Below are 18,748 nucleotides of genomic sequence, written 5' to 3' on the forward strand. Positions count from 1 at the left end.
ATGTATGACACAAGTGGCGGAACGGGCATGGAACAGCTGCCGACGTTCCCGCAGGAAAAAGCGCGGGGCATATCCGATGCCCCGCGCGTCAATCAATCTCGGGTCAGGTCCCAGATTTGATCTTGGTCCACATACGCGTCGCCGTACGCTGCAATTTGGGCGGATAGGCTTCTTTGATGTAGAGGTTTTTCAGGGTGTCATCGTTCGGATAGATCGCGGGGTCGTTGATCACATCCTCTTCGAGGAACTCCTGGCTCGCCTTGTTGCCATTGGCATAATAGACGTAGTTGGATGCCGCAGCCATGTTCTCGGCTTCCATAATGAAGTTCAGGAACTTGTGAGCCCCGTCGGGGTTCGGGGCGTCCACCGGGATCGCCATCTGGTCGAACCACATCAGTGCGCCTTCCTTGGGCGCGTTGAAGACGATTTCGACACCGTTTTCGGCTTCGTCGGCACGATCGCGCGCCTGCAGGATATCGCCGGACCAGCCAAAGGCCACGCAGATGTCACCATTTGCCAGTGCGTTGATGTACTCTGAGCTGTGGAATTTCTTCACATAGGGGCGGATCGCCATCAGCACGGGTTCGGCCTTGGCAACCACATCGGGGTCCATGCTATTGGGATCTTCACCGATATATTGCAGGGCGGCCGGGATCATCTCGTCCGGGGCATCCAGAATGTAGACGCCACATTCGGCCAGCTTTTCCATGTTGGCAGGGTTGAACACCAGATCGAGCGAGTCGATCGGTGCATCCGCGCCCAGAGCCTCTTCGACCTTTGCGGTGTTTGCGCCGATCCCAGTCGTGCCCCACATGTAGTTGATGGAATAGAGGTTGTCCGGATCATAGCGTGCCGTACGCTCCTTGATCACGTCCCACATGTTACCTGCGTTCGACAACTTGTCGGTATCCAGTTTCTGGAACGCGCCAGCCTGAATCTGACGCGCCAGGAACGAGCCGGTCGGAACGACTACATCGTAACCGGAGCCGCCGGCCAGCATCTTGGTTTCCAGCAACTCGTTGCTGTCGAAGACGTCGTAGATCAGTTCGATGCCGGTCTCGGCTTCGAATTTCTCAAGCAAGGCTTCGTCAATATAGTCGGACCAGTTGTAAACGCGAACTTCTTCGGCGATGGCGGCCGCACTGCTCAGCGCCACGATGGCTGTCAATGTCATCGTCTTGAGTGTCATGAGTATCTCCCTGTGCGTGCCGGTTTCCGTGCCCGGCTGATAAGGATTTGATCAAGTTTTGCCTCATTCGGCAATACTGTTTATGTTTTCACTTGGGGAAACTTGGTGCAAGCTGCCCAAAATTTAGGAGGAATTCAGAAGGTGAACCTGAGCCAACCAGCCGCATCATCCGGCAGTCAGCCCACTGCCAAACTGCCCGCCCATGAAACCGTCTACCAGACCTTGCGCGGGCAAATTCTGTTTGGCGATCTGGCGCCGGGGCAGGCGGTCACCATCCAGGGTCTGGTCGAGTCGTTGGGGGCCGGGATGACCCCGGTACGCGAAGCAATCCGCCGACTGATCTCTGATGGCGCGCTGGTGTTTCAGGGAAATCGCCGTGTGTCTGTGCCGATGTTACGTGAAAGTGACCTGAACGAGCTGATTTATGCAAGAAAAACAATAGAGTGTCAACTTGCTCGGTTGGCAACCACGCGTGTATCTGCGGATGATATCACCGCGCTGGAGGCCATCGACACAGCTCTGGATCAGGCTATTTCGGCAGGAGACGTCACTGGCTATCTGGTGCAGAACTACCGGTTCCACACGCGGCTTTATGCATATGCCGATGCGCCTATCCTGACAGATCTGGCGGATCGGCTTTGGCTGCGCTTCGGTCCATCGTTGCGCGTGGTCTGTGGACGGCTCGGCACGCAGAGCTTTCCCGACCGGCACAAGGACATCCTCGAGGCCCTGCATCGCCAGGACGCAGATCTGGCGGCGCTGGCCATGGAGCGGGACGTCGCTCAGGGGATGGATCAGGTAAGTCAGGGGCTGAATCAGTCGAGCTGATTCGATTGACACGCTAGAATTTGATCATATTCTGGGCGCAATCTCTTCCTTCAGGAGTCTGTCCCATGACTGCGATTACAAATCACCTGCCCACGGCCGAGCTTCAGGCGCTGGATGCGGCCCATCACATGCACCCCTTCACCGCAAACGGTGAGCTGGCGGAAAAAGGCGCGCGGATTATCACGCGCGCCACTGGCGTCACGCTGACAGACAGCGAGGGCAACCAGATACTGGATGCCATGGCCGGCCTGTGGTGTGTCAACATTGGCTATGGGCGGGACGAGTTGGCAGATGTCGCCGCCCGCCAGATGCGCGAGCTGCCGTACTACAACACATTCTTTCAGACCACACATACGCCCGCGATCGCGCTGGCGGCGAAAATCGCCGAACTGGCGCCCGAGGGGCTGAACCATGTGTTCTTCGCCGGGTCTGGTTCAGAAGCCAATGACACCAATATTCGCATGGTCCGCCATTATTGGGCGATGAAGGGCAAGCCGACAAAATCGGTGATCATCAGCCGCAAGAACGGGTATCATGGCTCGTCCGTTGGCAGCGGCAGCCTGGGCGGTATGACTGCGATGCACGAACAGGGCGGCCTGCCGATTCCGGATATCCATCATATCAATCAGCCCAACTGGTGGGCCGAAGGCGGCGATATGGCGGTAGAGGAGTTTGGTCTCGCGCGCGCTCAGGAGCTGGAACAGGCGATTCTTGAGTTGGGCGAAGACCGGGTTGCGGCCTTTATTGCCGAACCGGTTCAGGGCGCCGGCGGTGTCATTGTTCCGCCTGCAACCTACTGGCCCGAAATCCAGCGGATCTGCGACAAATATGAAATCCTGCTGATCGCTGATGAGGTGATCTGCGGCTTCGGGCGTACCGGCAATTGGTTCGGAAGCCAGACCATGGGCATTCGCCCCGATATCATGACGATCGCCAAGGGGCTATCGTCCGGCTATGCGCCGATTGGCGGATCTATTGTCAGCGACGAGATTGCAGCGGTGATTGGATCCGGTGAATTCAATCACGGCTACACCTATTCGGGCCATCCGGTTGCCGCCGCGGTGGCGCTGGAGAACCTGCGCATTCTCGAGGAGGAGAACATCATCGACAATGTGCGTGATGTTGTGGCGCCTTATCTCAAGGAGCAATGGGAGGCGCTCGTCGATCATCCGCTGGTGGGCGAATCCAAGATTGTCGGCATGATGGGATCGATTGCACTGACCCCGAACAAGGCGACGCGCGCGGCCTTTGCCGCTGAAACCGGAACTGTCGGCTACATCTGCCGGGAGCGGTGCTTTGCCAATAATCTGGTGATGCGCCACGTTGGTGATCGGATGATCATCTCGCCGCCGCTGATCATCACACCCGAAGAGATTGATACGCTCATCGCGCGGGCGCGCCAGTCGCTCGATGAATGTTATGCAGCGCTGAAAGAGCGAGACTTGCTGCACAGCGCGTGACGCGGGCTGAAGCTGTTTGACCAAGGCGTCGGTTCCGGTCGGGAGCCGGCGCCTTTGCTATTTCCGCGAATCTTTGTGGCTCGGTTAAAGCTGCTCGGTCAAGTTCGGTTATTTGAGTGTTTCCGGTAACGGACGTTTGCGATCAATCAAGGCGTGTACACATAGAGTTTTTATCTGATTGGCAATCTAAATCCTGTCGCTTTTCGATCCTTGTTCGTCGCAATACGTACCGTTTCCGGCGTTATCGGCCCTAAGGTAAACTACAGAGATGATCCGGACGATCCGGTTGCACACCAACACTCGTGTGTGCTTACATCACGACAGAAGTGCAGAGCTAATCTGCCGAACCAAACCAGGGAGCCTCACTTGGCTGATGCGTCAAACACGAGCGCGTTCGTAGAATTCGAACGCGTGCAGAAGAGTTATGACGGCGAGAACCTCGTTGTCAAAGATCTGAACCTCACCATGCCGAAAGGCGAATTTCTGACCATGTTGGGCCCGTCCGGTTCGGGCAAAACGACCTGCTTGATGATGTTGGCGGGTTTTGAGACAGCGACCCATGGTGATATTCGGCTTGGCGGCGTCTCAATCAACAACATTCCGCCTCATAAACGCGGCATCGGAATGGTGTTCCAGAACTACGCGCTGTTCCCTCACATGACCATTGCCGAAAATCTGAGCTTCCCGCTGGAAGTCCGCAACATGGGCAAGTCCGAGCGTGAGCAGAAGGTGAAGCGCGCGCTTGACATGGTCGAGATGGGCGCCTTTGGCGGCCGCCGTCCGGCCCAGTTGTCCGGTGGTCAGCAGCAGCGTGTTGCCTTGGCGCGTGCGCTTGTGTTTGAACCCGAACTGGTGCTGATGGACGAACCTCTGGGCGCGCTGGACAAGCAGCTGCGCGAGAAGATGCAGTTCGAGATCACCCATCTTGCACATCAGTTGGGCATCACCACCGTTTACGTGACCCACGACCAGACCGAAGCGCTGACCATGTCGGATCGCGTGGCAGTGTTCAACGATGGTCGTATTCAGCAGCTGGCGCCGCCGGATGAGCTGTACGAAGAGCCGGCCAACAGTTTCGTTGCCCAGTTTATCGGTGAGAACAACACGCTGGAAGGCACGGTCAAAGAGGTCAACAATGGCATCGCGCTGGTACAATTGGACGATGGCGAATTGATTGACTGCAAGCCGATCAACGTTTCCAAACCCGGTGAGCGGACCCGCGTGTCGATCCGGCCCGAACGTGTTGAATACAACAAGGACCGGATGCAGGAAGGCGCCCATACGCTCAAGGCTGAAGTGCTTGAGTTTATCTACATGGGCGACATCTTCCGCACCCGTCTGCGCGTCGCCGGAAATGATGAGTTCATCATCAAGACCCGCAACGCACCCGATCAGGTACGGTTGAAGCCCGGCCAGCAGATCGAAATCGGCTGGTTGCCTGAAGATTGCCGCGCGCTGGACGCCTGACGTCCGCGCGCGCCCGAACCTCCGGCAGCGAACGACCGGCGGACAATCCAGATAAATAACGATTTCAACAAGGAGTAGAGTGTCTATGAAACTCACCAAACTGACTGCCCTGGCAGCCACCACGGCACTGTGTGCGCCGATGGCGATGGCTGCTGATATGGCCAACGAGATGACCATCGTGTCCTGGGGCGGCGCCTATCAGGAAAGCCAGCTGAAGGCCTATGTGGTTCCTTATCAGGAAATGCACCCCGATCTGAAAGTGATCTGGGATGAAAGCTCGGCCGAGGCGACCGCAAAAATGCGCGCCATGACCGAAGCGGGCAATGTCACCTGGGATCTGGTCGACGTTGTTGCTTCTGATGCGATGCGTATGTGTGACGAAGGTCTCGCCGCCGAGCTGAACCACGACGAAGATTTGGCTGCGGCGCCCGATGGCACACCCGCAACCGAAGACTTCGGCGATCTGATCGTCAGCGACTGCTTCGTGCCGCAGATCGTTTATTCGACCACCTTCGGGTACCGCATGGACAAGGTTGGTGACACGCCGCCGAGCTCCATCTGCGATGTCTTCGACACTGCGAAATATCCGGGCAAGCGCGCCCTTCAGAAGCGTCCGATCGACAACGTCGAGTGGGCCCTCTACTGCGACGGCGTTGCCAAGGATGAGATCTACGACGTGCTGAGCACCGACGAAGGTGTGGAGCGTGCCCTGGCCAAGCTCGACACAATCAAGGATCAGGTCGTCTGGTGGACTGCTGGTGCGGAAACGCCGCAGCTTCTGGCAGATGGCGAAGTGGTGATGGGCTCGACCTTTAACGGTCGTCTGTTCTCGGCAATTGCTGAGCAGAACCAGCCGATCGAAATGCTCTGGGATATGCAGTCTTTCGACCTGGATGGCTGGATCGTTCCGGCTGACCTGCCCGAAGACCGCAAGGCTCGCGTGATGGACTTCCTGAAGTTCGCAACCGACACCCAGCGTCTGGCAGATCAGGCCAAGTTCATCTCCTATGGTCCGGCGCGCGCCTCCTCTGCGCCGCTGGTTGGCAAACACGCCATTCTGGGTATCGACATGGCACCGCATATGCCGACCGATCCGGCGAACTCCGGCAACGTTCATGTCTATGACTACGAATGGTGGGCAGACAACCGCGACGATCTGGACGCTAAATTCCAGGCGTGGCTCGCCAAGTAATCTGTCCGCGAACAGATACTGACATTATCGGGAAGGGGCTGTGTGCCTGGCGCGCAGCCCTTTCTCCACCAACAAAAAATTCCGACGGGGGCTCCTACCCATGAGCGATACCACCCACACCGGACCGGTCTTGGCCGCCGATGGCACGCCGCTGAAGCGTAGCCTGGCCCGAGCTCTCCGGATGCAGAAAATTCGCGCCCTGATGCTGATCGCGCCGCTTCTGCTGTTTGTTCTTCTGACCTTCATTCTCCCGATTGCCGACATGCTGTTCCGCTCGGTTGAGAATAGGATCGTCTCTGACACCCTGCCCAAGACCGTTGTCGCGCTTCAGGATTGGGATGCAAACTCCGGGCAGGCCCCGGATGAGGCCGTGTTTGCCGCATTGGCTGCCGACCTTCAGGTCGCCGCCGAAGAGAAGACCCATACGCGCGTCGGCTCGCGCCTGAACTACGAAAACCCCGGCATTTCCTCGCTGTTCCGCAAGGCCGGGCGCAAGGTCAAGCGTTGGGATCTGGCTCAGGATGGTCCGTTCAAGGAGCAGTTCTTCAAGATTGACAAGGACTGGACCGACCCGGAGGTCTGGCGCACTATCCAGACCTACTCTGGGGCCTACACCAACGGTTATTTTCTGAATGCGGCCGATTTCCAGAAAGGCGCAGAAGGGGCAGAGCTGCGACCCGAGAACGAGCGGATCTATGGAACATTGTTCCTGCGGACACTGATCATGTCGTTGGCGATTACGGTGAGCTGCATCATACTTGGATATCCGGTGGCCTGGATCCTGGCGAATTTGCCGTCCAGATCCGCAAACCTGCTGATGATCCTGGTGTTGCTGCCGTTCTGGACGTCGCTTCTGGTACGAACATCGGCCTGGAAGGTCATGCTGCAGCAGCAGGGCGTCATCAATGACACGCTGGTCTGGCTGGGACTGGTCGCAGATGATGCGCGCCTTGTGATGATCAATAACCAGTTCGGCACGATCGTGGCGATGACCCACATTCTGTTGCCGTTCATGATCCTGCCGATGTATTCGGTGATGCAGACTATCAATCCGTCCTATCTGCGCGCTGCCAAGTCTCTCGGCGCCACCAACTGGACGGCGTTCTGGCGGGTCTACTTCCCGCAGTCTGTGCCGGGTATCGGTGCGGGTTCGATCCTCGTCTTCATTCTGGCGATTGGCTACTACATCACGCCGGAGCTGGTCGGCGGCACCAAAGGTGTCTTCATCTCGAACCGGATCGCTTTCCACATCTCGCAGTCGCTCAACTGGGGCCTTGCGGCCGCGCTTGGCACTATTCTGCTGGTCGTCGTACTCGCGCTCTACTGGGCCTATGACAAGATTGTCGGTATCGACAACGTGAAACTGGGATAAGACACATGGCTTTGACACCTGTTGAAAACCAAACTCCTGGTTTCGTGGCGATGGTCGCTGCGGCGGCCGGCGCCTTCTTCGGCCTGTTTGTCGGCACTGCGCAGGGCTCTGGCCTTCTCGGGGTACTGATCGGCGCTGCTCTTGTTGGCGGGCTGGGCTTTGTCTTGGCGGGGCTTCGCGATCAGGAGCGGCTGATCCGATGGATCCTGATCGCAGCCTTTGCCATCGCAGGCTTTGTGATGGGCGGGCTGCCCTCGGCCGTCATCGGTATACTGTTCGGTGCCTTTGTCGGCTGGTTCATCTTCTGGCTCTCGACGTCACGCTACCGTGTGCATCTGGCGCCATATCTCACACCTGGCCAGGTGCTTTGGCACTATACGTTTCGGGTGATCTGCGGGGCGGTCTTCGTTTTTCTGATCACGCCGATCCTTGTGGTGATGCCACTGTCGTTCAACGCTCAGGATTTCTTCACCTTCACGCCGGAGATGCTGCAATTCGATCCCGAAGGCTATTCGCTGAAGCACTATCGTGACTTCTTCACCAATGCCGACTGGCAGCAGGCGATGTGGAACTCCATCAAGATCGCACCGATGGCGACCATTCTGTCGGTGGGTTTCGGTACGCTGGCCGCCATTGGCCTCAGCCAGCCGCATGTGCCCTTCCGTCGGGCAATTATGGCGATCCTGATTTCGCCGATGATCGTGCCGCTGATCATCTCGGCTGCCGGGATGTATTTCTTCTACAGCCGGATTGGTCTGCAGGGGACATACTTTGGTGTGGTTCTGGCGCATGCAGCCCTTGGCATTCCGTTTGTGATCATTACCGTGACCGCCACTCTGGTTGGTTTCGACCGGTCTCTGACGCGTGCGGCTGCAAATATGGGGGCCGGTCCGGTCACCACCTTCTTCCGCGTGCAGATGCCGCTGATCCTGCCCGGCGTGATTTCTGGTGGTCTGTTTGCCTTCATCACCTCCTTTGATGAAGTTGTCGTTGTGCTCTTTGTCGGGTCTGCCGGGCAGAAAACCCTGCCCTGGCAGATGTTCACCGGCCTGCGCGAACAGATTTCGCCGACCATTCTGGCGGTTGCGACCATTCTGGTCGTGGTGTCGATCTGCCTGCTGACGGTGGTCGAGATGCTGCGTCGCCGGTCGGAGCGTCTGCGCGGCATGAGCCCGAGCTGATATCAGCGTCATCCAACAAAAAGGCCCCGGTGAGAACCGGGGCCTTTTGCGTTTCAGCGGATGCGGGGATCAGAGGCGTTCGATTGCGAGGGCGATACCCTGGCCGCCACCAATGCACATGGTGATGAGCCCCTTGGAGCCGCCGATCCGCTCCAGCTCGTAAAGTGTCTTCAGCGTGATGATCGCGCCAGTTGCGCCCACCGGATGGCCAAGCGCAATCGCGCCGCCATTCGGGTTTACCTTGGCCGGATCCAGTCCCAATTCCTTGTTCACGGCCAGCGCCTGCGCGGCAAAGGCTTCGTTCGATTCGATCACGTCAAAGTCGCTGGCGGAGAGCCCGGTTTTCTTCAGCAGGTTCTGCACAGCAGGCACCGGACCGATTCCCATCACTTCAGGGCGGACACCTGCATGGGCGTAGCCCAGAATACGGGCCTTGGGCTTCAGGCCAGCTTTCTGGGCAGCCTCAGCTGTGGCCATGACGATTGCGGCGGCACCATCGTTGATGCCGCTTGCGTTGCCAGCAGTGACACGGCCGTCCTTCTTGAACACCGGTTTCAGGCCGCCAAGTGTTTCCATTGTGCTGGCCTTGGGGTGTTCATCCACCTCAAAGGCCACCATGTCACGCTTCACCTTGACCTCGACCGGCGTGATCTGGCTGGCAAAATGCCCGGCCTCGATTGCCGCAGCGGCGCGCGTCTGGCTGGTCAGCGCAAATTCATCCATCTGGGCGCGCGTGATGTCATGCTCATCCGCGACGTTTTCTGCGGTCACCCCCATGTGACCGGTTCCAAAGGGGCAGTTCAAGGCGCCCAGCATCATGTCGAGCGCGCGGGCATCGCCCATTTTCTGCCCCCAGCGGGCGCTAGGTACGATGAAGGGGCTGCGCGACATGTTTTCGGCGCCACCGGTGAGGGCAAATTCCGCGTCGCCCAGCATCAGCGACTGGATGCCGGAGACAATCGCCTGTGCACCTGAGCCGCAGAGGCGGTTCACGTTCATCGCAGGCGTACCGTTCGGAATGTCGGCCTGCATCGCAGCGACACGGCTCAGGTACATGTCGCGCGGTTCGGTATTGATCACATGGCCAAAGACCACATTGCCGATCTGCCCCGGCTCAACGCCGGAACGTTCCATAGCGGCTTTGGATGCCACGGTTGCCAGATCAATTGGGGTGGTGCCCGCCAGCGATCCACCAAAGGTGCCGATGGCGGTACGGGCGCCATCCAGGATCACGATATCGGTCATGGTCTCTCTCCTCATGAGTTTCGCGCCGATTATGCAGATGCAGCATGGCCTGTCCTGCGAAACGTGCCGTCATAACAGTTTAGCCCTGATGCCGCTCCTGTTTGACAAATGGATTTCAAAGGCGCAGAGATTCCGCCATGACGGAAAATGTAGACGATATCCTGACGCTTCTGCCCGCCCGCCTGAAAGAGGCGCGTCGTGCCCAGGGCCTCAGCCTGGAGGCTGTGGCCAATCTCTCCGGTGTCAGCCGCTCCATGGTGAGCCAGATTGAACGCGGCGAGAGCTCACCAACGATTGCGACCCTGTGGAACCTGACGCGTGCGTTACAGGTGGATTTTGCGGGGCTGCTGGACAGTCAAGAGGCACAGGACCGGATCGAAGTCCTGCGCGATGGCGATGTCCCTTCCATTGAAAACATGGGGGAGGGCTGTCTGATCCGCATTCTTTCTCCACCTGAAGACGCCGGCGGCCACGAGGTCTACGATATCCGGCTCAAAGAAGGGGGCGCATTGAACAGCCAGCCTCATGGGCGCGGAACGGTCGAACACCTGACGGTTCTCGACGGGACTGTTGCGCTCTGTTCGGGCAGTGCGACCGAACGGCTGCACGCAGGGGATACCGCCCGCTATGCTGCAGATGTGACGCATTCCATCGCTGCACAGGACGGTCCGGCACGTCTGTTCCTGATCGTGAAGAATGCGTGATTGGCAAGAATAGGCGGACCCTCCATTTTGACGGATTTTTGTCCACTATCTTGAAATCCCCTATTCCGGAAATTTTTCCGCTATGCTAGAACTCCGACTCGAACGAGAAGGAGTTTCCGCATGTCTACTGATTTTCTGACCGACATCTCCAAGACCCTGGAAGAGATCAAAGCTGATGGTCTTTACAAGCGGGAACGAATGATCACCTCCCCTCAGGGGGGTGAGATCAGGGTTGGGGATGCGGCGGTCATCAACCTGTGTGCCAACAATTACCTTGGCCTTGCAGATCACCCCGACCTCATCGCTGCTGCGCGCGGCGCAATGGATGACAAAGGGTTCGGCATGGCTTCCGTTCGCTTCATCTGCGGCACCCAGGACATTCACCGGGAGCTGGAGCAGCGGCTTGCGAAGTTCCTCGGGAAAGATGACGCAATCCTGTTTGCTGCCTGTTTCGACGCCAATGGCGGGCTGTTCGAGCCGCTCTTGGGGCCGGAGGATGCGATCATTTCCGACAGCCTGAACCATGCCTCGATCATCGACGGTATCCGGCTGTGCAAGGCGAAGCGCTACCGCTACTTGAACAGCGATATGAACGATCTGGAGGCCTGGCTGAAACAGGCTCGCGAGGACGGCGCGCGGCATATCATGATCGCCACCGACGGCGTGTTCTCAATGGACGGTTATCTGGCCAAACTACCGGAGATCCGGGCGCTCGCGGACAAATACGATGCCATCGTGATGGTCGATGACTGCCATGCGACCGGCTTCATGGGCGCAACAGGCGCCGGCACGCCGGAGCATTTCGGGGTGGACGTGGATATCGTCACCGGGACATTGGGCAAAGCACTTGGGGGGGCCATCGGCGGTTACATCGCTGGGCCGCAGCCAGTGATCGACCTGCTGCGGCAGCGGGCGCGGCCCTATCTGTTCTCCAATTCGCTGCCGCCATCGATTGTTGCTGCCGGGCTGGAAGCGATCCGGCTGGTGGAGGAAGGGGACGGGCTGCGGGCGCAGCTGTTCGAGAATGCGAAATACTGGCGCGCGGGGCTGGAGAAACTGGGCTTTGACCTGCTGCCGGGTGAGCATCCGATCATCCCGGTGATGCTGGGCGAAGCGCAGCTGGCGCAGGATATGGCGGCGCGTCTGTTCGACGAGGGCGTCTATGTCTCCGGCTTCTTCTTCCCTGTGGTGCCGCGCGGCCAGGCGCGGATCCGCACTCAGATGAATGCGGCGCTGACACGGGATGAGCTGGACCGTGCATTGGCCGCCTTTGGCAAGGTGGGCAAGGAATTGGGGATCCTGTCATGAGCCGTCCGAACACGATGAAGGCGCTGGAAAAGAGCCATCCGCAGGAGGGTCTATGGATGGTGCAGGCGCCGGTGCCGGAGATCGGCCCGGACGAGGTGCTGATCAAGGTGAAGAAGACCGGCATCTGCGGCACCGACATCCACATCTGGAACTGGGATGAATGGGCCGCGCACACCGTGCCGGTGCCGATGATCACCGGCCATGAGTTCGCGGGCGAGATTGTCGAGATCGGCCGCAATGTCACCGATCTGACGGTGGGGCAGCGCTGCTCCGGCGAGGGGCATCTGATCAAGACTGACTCGCGCCAGAGCCGCGCCGGCAAGTTCCACCTGGACCCGGGCACCCGCGGCATCGGGGTGAACGAGCAGGGGGCCTTTGCGCAGTACCTGAAACTGCCGGCATTCAACGTGGTGCCGCTGCCAGATGACATTCCGGATGAGATCGGCGCCATCCTCGACCCGCTCGGCAACGCGGTGCATACCGCGCTGAGCTTTGACCTGCTGGGTGAGGATGTGCTGATCACCGGCGCGGGCCCCATCGGCATCATGGCGGCGGCGGTGGCGAAACATGCCGGCGCGCGGCATGTGGTGATCACCGATATCAACCCGGACCGGCTTGCGCTGGCTGAACATGTGGTGCCGGCGGTGCGTGCGGTGAACGTGGCACAGGAAGACCTGCAGGACGTGGTGCGGGAGCTGGGGTTGAAACAGGGGTTCGACGTTGGGCTGGAGATGTCCGGCAGCCAGGCGGCACTCGACCAGATGGTGGAGGCGCTGGTAATGGGCGGCAAGATTGCACTCCTGGGCATTCCGCCGGGCAAATCGCCGGTCGACTGGTCACGGATCGTGTTCAAGGCGATCACCATCAAAGGCGTCTACGGGCGCGAGATGTTCGAGACCTGGTACAAGATGATCGCAATGCTACAGAACGGGCTGGATGTGAGCCGGGTCATCACCCACCGGTTCAGCGTCAATGATTTCGCCGAAGGCTTTGCGGCGATGAAATCCGGCTCCAGCGGCAAGGTGGTGCTGGACTGGACGTGATGTCGGGAAGAGGGGGCTTTGCCCCCTCGCGCCCCTGGCGCTCACCCCCAGGATATTTGAAGCCAGAAGATGGGCTTATGGGGTGAGGGCCTGTCGGCCTTTGCTGGTGAGCAACCAGACCAGGCCGGATTCGAAAACGGCTGTGCTGAGCGGTTTGCCGAAACCGGCGCCGCTGTCGAGGTTCACACGATTGCCATAATGTGTAGCGCGCTCCACCGGAGTGTGACCGTGAACGATAAGCTTGGGGTGGGGGGCGCGTTCCTGATGAAAGGACTGGCGTATCCAGACCAGATCATTTTCGATCTGGTTTTCCAGCGCAACGCCAGGCCGGATTCCTGCGTGGACGAAAGCGAGATCGCTGGTTTGATGCATGGTCGTCAAACGTTTCAGAAAGGCGACATGGCTGTCGGGGACCGCGGCTCTCGCCTCGGCATGGACGTCGGCAAGACGGGTTCGCTCTAGGAAGGTCACTCCGTAGCTTTCGAGCGTTTCGAGACCACCGATACGGTCGTGCAACCAGTGATAGCCCACCAGCATATGCGGGTCGTGGCGCGGCGTATCCTCCATGAACCAGGCGAACATGCGGTCGTGATTGCCCAATAGGGTTATCCAGTTGCGACCGTCCTTTTGCCCGGTGATCAGGTGATCGATCACCCCCCGGCTGTCGGGGCCGCGATCAATGAAGTCGCCCAGGAAGACCACCGGCGCATCGCGCCCGCCATCAGCCTCGATCAGGTCCAGAGCCTCTTCCAGCATCCCAAGCTGGCCGTGGATATCGCCGATTGCATATATTGGGGCGGTCATGGGACTCTCCTGCGGGATATTCATGGTGCCAAACGAGAAATGCGCCGCCTTCATAGCTCGGCGGCGCATTCATTGAAATTTCAGATAGGCTAGGGATCAGCTGACATCAAACTGCAGCGGCTTGATCTGGTTGAAAAACTCGGTTTCCGCCAAGGCCGCGCGAGCCGCAGCCGGTACCGGTTCATCAACGTAGAGCAGTGCGATCGCCTCACCGCCGGCTTGCGAACGGCCAAGCGTGAAGTTGGCGATATTCACGCCCATATCGCCCAGAATGCGACCGAGGGTACCGATGATCCCGGGCACATCCTCGTTGGTGGTATAGAGCATATGCGCGCCCACCTCTGCGTCGATATTGATGCCCTTGATCTGGATGAAACGAGGTTTGCCATCCGAGAACACCGTCCCGGCCACCGAACGCTCACGCTTGCTGGTCACAACCGTGACCTTGATATAGCCGTCGAAGGCGCCGGATTTGTCCTGATTGGTGGTGGAAATCTGAATGCCACGTTCGCGGGCCACCACGGGCGCGGAGACCATGTTCACATCGGGATTGAGCTTCTTCATGATGCCCGCGACCACCGAGCAGTTCAGTGCCGCTAGGTTCATTTCGGCGGCCACGCCATCATAGAGGATGTTGATGGCCTGAATGGGTTCATCCGTCATCTGACCGATGAAGCCACCGAGATGCCCGGAAAGCGCGACCCATGGGCCCATCACGCGCGCCTCCTTGGCGGTCATCGAAGGCATGTTCAATGCGTTCTCAACCGCGCCGTCGAGCAGGTAATTCGACATCTGTTCGGCAACCTGAAGGGCAACGTTTTCCTGGGCTTCGCTGGTGGCTGCACCGAGATGGGGGGTACAGACTACATTTGGCAGGCCAAACAACGGGTTGGTCATGGCCGGTTCTTCGGAGAAGACATCAAAAGCAGCACCGGCGACATGGCCTGAGGTCAGCAGCTCCGCCAGCGCCGCTTCATCCACCAGACCGCCACGGGCGCAGTTGATGATACGCACGCCTTTCTTGGTTTTGGCCAGGTTCTCCTTGGACAGGATATTCCGGGTCTGGTCGGTCAGCGGCACGTGCAGGGTGATGAAATCGGCGCGGGCGAGCAGCTCGTCCAGGTCAACCTTCTCAACACCCATCTTGTCAGCTTTCTCCTGGCTGAGAAACGGATCATAGGCGACCACTTTCATCTTCAGGCCGCGGGCGCGGTCGCAGACGATACCGCCAATGTTGCCGGCCCCGATCACGCCGAGGGTCTTGTTGGTCAGCTCAACGCCCATGAATTTGGATTTTTCCCATTTGCCGGCATGGGTGGAGGCCGAGGCCTCGGGGATCTGTCGGGCGACGGCGAACATCATGGCGATGGCGTGCTCCGCGGTGGTGATCATGTTGCCAAAGGGCGTGTTCATCACGATCACGCCCTTCTGAGAGGCGGCATCCTTGTCAATATTGTCCGTCCCGATGCCAGCGCGTGCGATCACCTTGAGATTGGTGGCATTGTCGAGGATTTTCTGGGTGACTTTCGTCGCGGAGCGGATCGCGAGACCGTCGTAATCGCCGATGATCGCGGCCAGCTTGTCCTTGTCTTTGCCAAGGTCCGGCTGGAAATCAACATCGATGCCGCGATCACGAAAGATCTGAACAGCAGCTTCAGAGAGTTTGTCGGAGATGAGAACTTTGGGAGCCATGAGTGGGGTCCTTCATGCGGGGGCCGGTCGGGCCGAATGTCTGGGTGAAACGCCTGTGTCGGCGGCAAGTCGTCTGATGCCTGCCCAGTTGGTGCGGGGCAGGCGCTTGGGGGTCAGGCTGCGGCGGATTGAGCCGCGATTTCAGCCTCAAACGCCCATTCAAGCCAGGGCAGCATGGCCTCGATATCAGAGGTTTCGACGGTGCCGCCGCACCAGATGCGCAGACCGGCAGGGGCATCCCGATAGGCGCCTATGTCCAAGGCGACATCTTCGGCTTCGAGACGTTTGGCAACAGCCTTGGCGAAGGCAGCACCATCTGCAATGCGCGCATCGGTGAACTTCAGGCAAACCGATGTATTGGAGCGGGTGGCAGGGTCGGCTGCCAGATTCGCAAGCCATGGCTTGGCGGCGCAGAAATTGAAGATTGCCTGTGCATTGGCGTTGGCGCGGGCCTTTAGCCCGTCAAGGCCGCCGACGGACCGCGCCCAGTCCAGCGCGAGAAGATAATCCTCAACGGCGAGCATCGAGGGAGTGTTGATGGTCGCGCCTTTGAAAATACCGTCTATCAGCTTGCCGCCCTTGGTCAGGCGGAAAATCTTCGGCAGAGGCCAGGCGGGAGTGTAGCTTTCCAGTCGTTCAACCGCGCGGGGGCTGAGGATGATCATGCCGTGCGCCGCTTCGCCGCCCAGCACCTTCTGCCAGGAGAAGGTTGTCACATCCAGTTTGTCCCAAGGCAGATCCTGCGCGAAGGCGGCGGAGGTGGCGTCACAGATTGTGAGGCCCTCGCGATCAGCGGGGATCCAGTCGCCGTTTGGGACGCGCACACCGGAGGTGGTGCCATTCCAGGTGAAAACGACGTCCTTGGTGAAATCGACTGTGGCCAGGTCAACCAGCTCACCATAGTCAGCGGTCTTGACGGTAGCGTCCAGCTTCAGCTGTTTCACCACATCGGTCACCCATCCTGCGCCAAAGCTCTCCCAGGCCAGCATTTCGGTTCCGCGGGCACCCAGCAGGTTCCACATTGCCATCTCGACCGCACCGGTGTCGGAGGCAGGAACGATCCCGATCTGATAGTCCGCCGGTACGCCGAGAATTTCGCGCGTGCCTTCGATCGCGGCCAGCAGCTTGTCCTTGCCGACAGCGGCACGGTGGCTGCGTCCCAGAGGAGCGCCAGCAAGCTTGGTCAGATCAAATGCGGGGGGTTTGGCACAGGGGCCGGAGGAGAAACGCGGATTGGCAGGTCGCGCAGTAGGTTCGTGCACGGTTGCGTGCAACGCCGGTTCTTCAATAGCCATAATGCTATCCTTCCAGATAAGCGCCTCTCGTTGGGGAGAGGTGTCCCGCTGATAGGGCTACTGGCTGAAATCCGGCTGGGCAACAGGGAAAATGACAAATAGCGGCTATATCGGAATCAATAGCGACGCATTCTGACGCCTTTCGGAAACAGATGGCACGCTGGGCGGCGGGCGATGGCAATGTGAGACACCTGCGGCACAGTTGTGAGGGCAGGGTGGAATCGGGGGCTTGGCGATGGATGGCTTGCGGGCGTATGACGGGCGCATCCTTGCCCGATGGAGCTTGCCATGTTTGTCGCCACCCTGCTTTGCAATCCGCAAACCCCCTGCCTTGCACCCGCGCTAACCGAATCGCTGCGCAATGCCTGGGGGGGAGGTGATGTGCAGTGGCTGGCACCGGATATTGCGGCTGAATTCTCTCTGCAGGTGCGGCCGGATAATCACTGGGACGTTTGGGCGGATCTGCAGGATCTCGGCGTGGATCTGGTGATCCAGCCGACAGCGGGGCGCCGGAAGAAGATGCTGCTGGCGGATATGGACTCCACCATGATCCAGCAGGAGTGCATTGACGAACTGGCCGAAGAGGCCGGTGTGGGTGCGCAGGTGAAGGAGATCACGGCGCGGGCCATGAACGGTGAGCTGGATTTCGACGGTGCCCTGCGGGAGCGTGTCGCGCTGCTGAAAGGTTTGCCCGTCGCGGTGATTGATCAGGTTCTGGATCGCCGTATCACGCTGATGCCGGGCGGCCCCACGCTGCTGGCAACGATGAAGGCCGATGGAGCCTATGCCGCCCTGGTGTCTGGTGGTTTTACCGCCTTTACCGAATGCGTTTCGGATCGGTTGGGGTTTGATGAGAACCGGGCAAACACGCTGCTTGTGGCGGATGGCGTCCTCAGCGGTGAGGTCGGTCTGCCGATCCTGGGGCGGGCGGCCAAGGTCGACGCGCTAGAGCAGATCACTGCGCGTCTGGGATTGACCGAGGCGGATGTCATGGCGGTTGGCGATGGTGCGAATGATCTTGGCATGTTGGGGCGTGCCGGGGCGGGTGTAGCACTCCATGCCAAACCATCGGTTGCCGCAGAATGCGACATTCGTATCAACCACGGTGACCTGACGGCGCTTCTTTATATTCAGGGCTATGCCCTGAGCGATTTCAAAGGCTGATATTATGTTCGAGGTTGGGTTTGAAGTCCTGCTGCTGTTGCTGGCAGCAGGGTTTGCGGCTGGGTTCATTGATGCAATAGCCGGTGGCGGCGGGTTGATCACGGTGCCAGTTTTGCTCTTGGCTGGAGCCAACCCAATCACCGCCCTTGCCACCAACAAGATTCAGGGATTGTTCGGGGCGGCCACCGCTGCCCTCAGCTATGCGCGCGGCGGTCACGTCGATTTGCGCGGGCAGGCTGGATCTGCGCTGATTGCAGGTATTGCGTCAATCTGCGGCGCGCTGTTGATTTCGGTGCTGCCGACGACGTGGATCCGGTGGATCCTACCGCTGTTGCTGATCGGAATTGCCGTGTTCTTTGCCACCAAGAAGGGGCTTGATGACAGCGATCGGGCGCGGCGCCTGTCGCCAGCGATATTTGCTGCCACCATCGTGCCGCTCTGCGGTTTCTACGACGGATTGCTGGGGCCGGGTGCTGGCAGCTTCTACATGCTTGGTTTTGTGTCTCTGGCCGGGCTTGGCATCCTGCGTGCGACGGCACATACGAAACTACTGAATTTCGCGTCCAATGCCGGAGCACTGCTGGCCTTTGCTTTTGTTGCGACGCCATGGTGGGGCGTTGGCTTGGCGATGGGTATCGCGCAGATCGCCGGTGCCCGGGTCGGTGCCGGGTTGGCGCAGAAGCAGGGCGCTCGCATGATCAAGCCATTGCTGGTTCTGACCTCAGTTGTTCTGGCGCTGCGGCTGCTGTGGGACATGCTGTGATCTTCTGGACGTCGGCGTCAACGCGGCAAGACGGATCACAA

16 protein-coding genes are annotated in these 18,748 nt (G+C 59.4%); 11 read left to right on the forward strand and 5 right to left on the reverse strand.

Features of this window, described 5'->3' with window-relative positions; all coding sequences use genetic code 11:
• Positions 1–103: 103 nt before the first annotated feature.
• The gene (locus VWZ85_RS04610; RefSeq protein WP_416587256.1) at positions 104–1,189 is read right to left on the reverse strand and encodes a polyamine ABC transporter substrate-binding protein; all 1,086 of its coding nucleotides are present in this window, start codon (positions 1,187–1,189) and stop codon (positions 104–106) included.
• A 141-nt stretch (positions 1,190–1,330) separates the two neighbouring features.
• On the opposite strand from VWZ85_RS04610, the gene VWZ85_RS04615 reads away from it, so the two are divergent.
• From VWZ85_RS04615 to VWZ85_RS04640, 6 genes are all read left to right on the forward strand, one after another.
• On the forward strand, positions 1,331–2,017 hold the full coding sequence (locus VWZ85_RS04615; RefSeq protein WP_416537716.1) for a GntR family transcriptional regulator: 687 nt from the start codon (positions 1,331–1,333) through the stop codon (positions 2,015–2,017).
• A gap of 65 nt (positions 2,018–2,082) precedes the next feature.
• Positions 2,083–3,477, forward strand: coding sequence for an aspartate aminotransferase family protein (locus VWZ85_RS04620; protein WP_416587257.1), 1,395 nt, complete (start codon positions 2,083–2,085; stop codon positions 3,475–3,477).
• 366 nt (positions 3,478–3,843) lie between these two features.
• Positions 3,844–4,944 (forward strand): ABC transporter ATP-binding protein, encoded by a 1,101-nt coding sequence (locus tag VWZ85_RS04625; protein WP_416534309.1) that lies wholly within the window; start codon positions 3,844–3,846, stop codon positions 4,942–4,944.
• Between the two features lie 85 nt (positions 4,945–5,029).
• A complete protein-coding gene (locus VWZ85_RS04630; protein ID WP_340547189.1) occupies positions 5,030–6,136 on the forward strand; it encodes an extracellular solute-binding protein in 1,107 nt (368 codons plus the stop codon).
• Between the two features lie 100 nt (positions 6,137–6,236).
• A complete protein-coding gene (locus tag VWZ85_RS04635; protein WP_340547190.1) occupies positions 6,237–7,508 on the forward strand; it encodes an ABC transporter permease in 1,272 nt (423 codons plus the stop codon).
• A gap of 5 nt (positions 7,509–7,513) precedes the next feature.
• Positions 7,514–8,689 (forward strand): ABC transporter permease, encoded by a 1,176-nt coding sequence (locus VWZ85_RS04640; protein WP_340547191.1) that lies wholly within the window; start codon positions 7,514–7,516, stop codon positions 8,687–8,689.
• A gap of 69 nt (positions 8,690–8,758) precedes the next feature.
• On the opposite strand, the gene VWZ85_RS04645 is transcribed toward VWZ85_RS04640, so the two are convergent.
• On the reverse strand, positions 8,759–9,934 hold the full coding sequence (locus VWZ85_RS04645; protein WP_416587258.1) for an acetyl-CoA C-acyltransferase family protein: 1,176 nt from the start codon (positions 9,932–9,934) through the stop codon (positions 8,759–8,761).
• A gap of 137 nt (positions 9,935–10,071) precedes the next feature.
• Between VWZ85_RS04645 and VWZ85_RS04650 the strand changes: the two genes are divergently transcribed.
• From VWZ85_RS04650 to tdh, 3 genes are all read left to right on the forward strand, one after another.
• Positions 10,072–10,638, forward strand: a complete 567-nt coding sequence (locus VWZ85_RS04650; RefSeq protein WP_340547193.1) for a helix-turn-helix domain-containing protein — start codon at positions 10,072–10,074, stop codon at positions 10,636–10,638.
• 120 nt (positions 10,639–10,758) lie between these two features.
• Positions 10,759–11,946 (forward strand): glycine C-acetyltransferase, encoded by a 1,188-nt coding sequence (locus tag VWZ85_RS04655; protein WP_416587259.1) that lies wholly within the window; start codon positions 10,759–10,761, stop codon positions 11,944–11,946.
• 14 nt (positions 11,947–11,960) lie between these two features.
• Complete coding sequence (tdh, locus tag VWZ85_RS04660) at positions 11,961–12,989, forward strand: L-threonine 3-dehydrogenase (RefSeq protein ID WP_416587283.1); 1,029 nt, start codon at positions 11,961–11,963, stop codon at positions 12,987–12,989.
• A gap of 75 nt (positions 12,990–13,064) precedes the next feature.
• Here the strand turns inward: tdh and VWZ85_RS04665 are convergent, their stop codons facing one another.
• The 3 genes from VWZ85_RS04665 to VWZ85_RS04675 form a co-directional block, all read right to left on the reverse strand.
• A complete protein-coding gene (locus tag VWZ85_RS04665) occupies positions 13,065–13,793 on the reverse strand; it encodes a metallophosphoesterase family protein (protein ID WP_416587260.1) in 729 nt (242 codons plus the stop codon).
• Between the two features lie 96 nt (positions 13,794–13,889).
• Complete coding sequence (gene serA, locus VWZ85_RS04670) at positions 13,890–15,485, reverse strand: phosphoglycerate dehydrogenase (RefSeq protein WP_416534305.1); 1,596 nt, start codon at positions 15,483–15,485, stop codon at positions 13,890–13,892.
• 113 nt (positions 15,486–15,598) lie between these two features.
• Positions 15,599–16,780 (reverse strand): phosphoserine transaminase, encoded by a 1,182-nt coding sequence (locus tag VWZ85_RS04675; RefSeq protein WP_416587261.1) that lies wholly within the window; start codon positions 16,778–16,780, stop codon positions 15,599–15,601.
• A 288-nt stretch (positions 16,781–17,068) separates the two neighbouring features.
• On the opposite strand from VWZ85_RS04675, the gene serB reads away from it, so the two are divergent.
• Both serB and VWZ85_RS04685 read left to right on the forward strand, forming a co-directional pair.
• Positions 17,069–17,944 (forward strand): phosphoserine phosphatase SerB, encoded by an 876-nt coding sequence (gene serB, locus VWZ85_RS04680; protein ID WP_416539851.1) that lies wholly within the window; start codon positions 17,069–17,071, stop codon positions 17,942–17,944.
• A 4-nt stretch (positions 17,945–17,948) separates the two neighbouring features.
• A complete protein-coding gene (locus tag VWZ85_RS04685; protein WP_416538108.1) occupies positions 17,949–18,707 on the forward strand; it encodes a TSUP family transporter in 759 nt (252 codons plus the stop codon).
• Positions 18,708–18,748 lie beyond the last annotated feature (41 nt).

The organism is Phaeobacter sp. JH20_29 (assembly GCF_048056175.1).
GTDB classification, from domain to species: domain Bacteria; phylum Pseudomonadota; class Alphaproteobacteria; order Rhodobacterales; family Rhodobacteraceae; genus Phaeobacter; species Phaeobacter bryozoorum.

Bases quoted from the DNA above. Each gene is read 5' to 3' on its own strand.
- VWZ85_RS04675 (WP_416587261.1), bottom strand. From the start codon at position 16,780: ATGGCTATTGAAGAACCGGCGTTGCACGCAACCGTGCACGAACCTACT.
- tdh (WP_416587283.1), top strand. From the start codon at position 11,961: ATGAAGGCGCTGGAAAAGAGCCATCCGCAGGAGGGTCTATGGATGGTG.
- VWZ85_RS04685 (WP_416538108.1), top strand. From the start codon at position 17,949: ATGTTCGAGGTTGGGTTTGAAGTCCTGCTGCTGTTGCTGGCAGCAGGG.
- VWZ85_RS04610 (WP_416587256.1), bottom strand. From the start codon at position 1,189: ATGACACTCAAGACGATGACATTGACAGCCATCGTGGCGCTGAGCAGT.
- VWZ85_RS04650 (WP_340547193.1), top strand. From the start codon at position 10,072: ATGACGGAAAATGTAGACGATATCCTGACGCTTCTGCCCGCCCGCCTG.
- VWZ85_RS04620 (WP_416587257.1), top strand. From the start codon at position 2,083: ATGACTGCGATTACAAATCACCTGCCCACGGCCGAGCTTCAGGCGCTG.
- VWZ85_RS04665 (WP_416587260.1), bottom strand. From the start codon at position 13,793: ATGACCGCCCCAATATATGCAATCGGCGATATCCACGGCCAGCTTGGG.
- serB (WP_416539851.1), top strand. From the start codon at position 17,069: ATGTTTGTCGCCACCCTGCTTTGCAATCCGCAAACCCCCTGCCTTGCA.
- VWZ85_RS04640 (WP_340547191.1), top strand. From the start codon at position 7,514: ATGGCTTTGACACCTGTTGAAAACCAAACTCCTGGTTTCGTGGCGATG.
- VWZ85_RS04630 (WP_340547189.1), top strand. From the start codon at position 5,030: ATGAAACTCACCAAACTGACTGCCCTGGCAGCCACCACGGCACTGTGT.
- VWZ85_RS04635 (WP_340547190.1), top strand. From the start codon at position 6,237: ATGAGCGATACCACCCACACCGGACCGGTCTTGGCCGCCGATGGCACG.
- VWZ85_RS04645 (WP_416587258.1), bottom strand. From the start codon at position 9,934: ATGACCGATATCGTGATCCTGGATGGCGCCCGTACCGCCATCGGCACC.
- serA (WP_416534305.1), bottom strand. From the start codon at position 15,485: ATGGCTCCCAAAGTTCTCATCTCCGACAAACTCTCTGAAGCTGCTGTT.
- VWZ85_RS04655 (WP_416587259.1), top strand. From the start codon at position 10,759: ATGTCTACTGATTTTCTGACCGACATCTCCAAGACCCTGGAAGAGATC.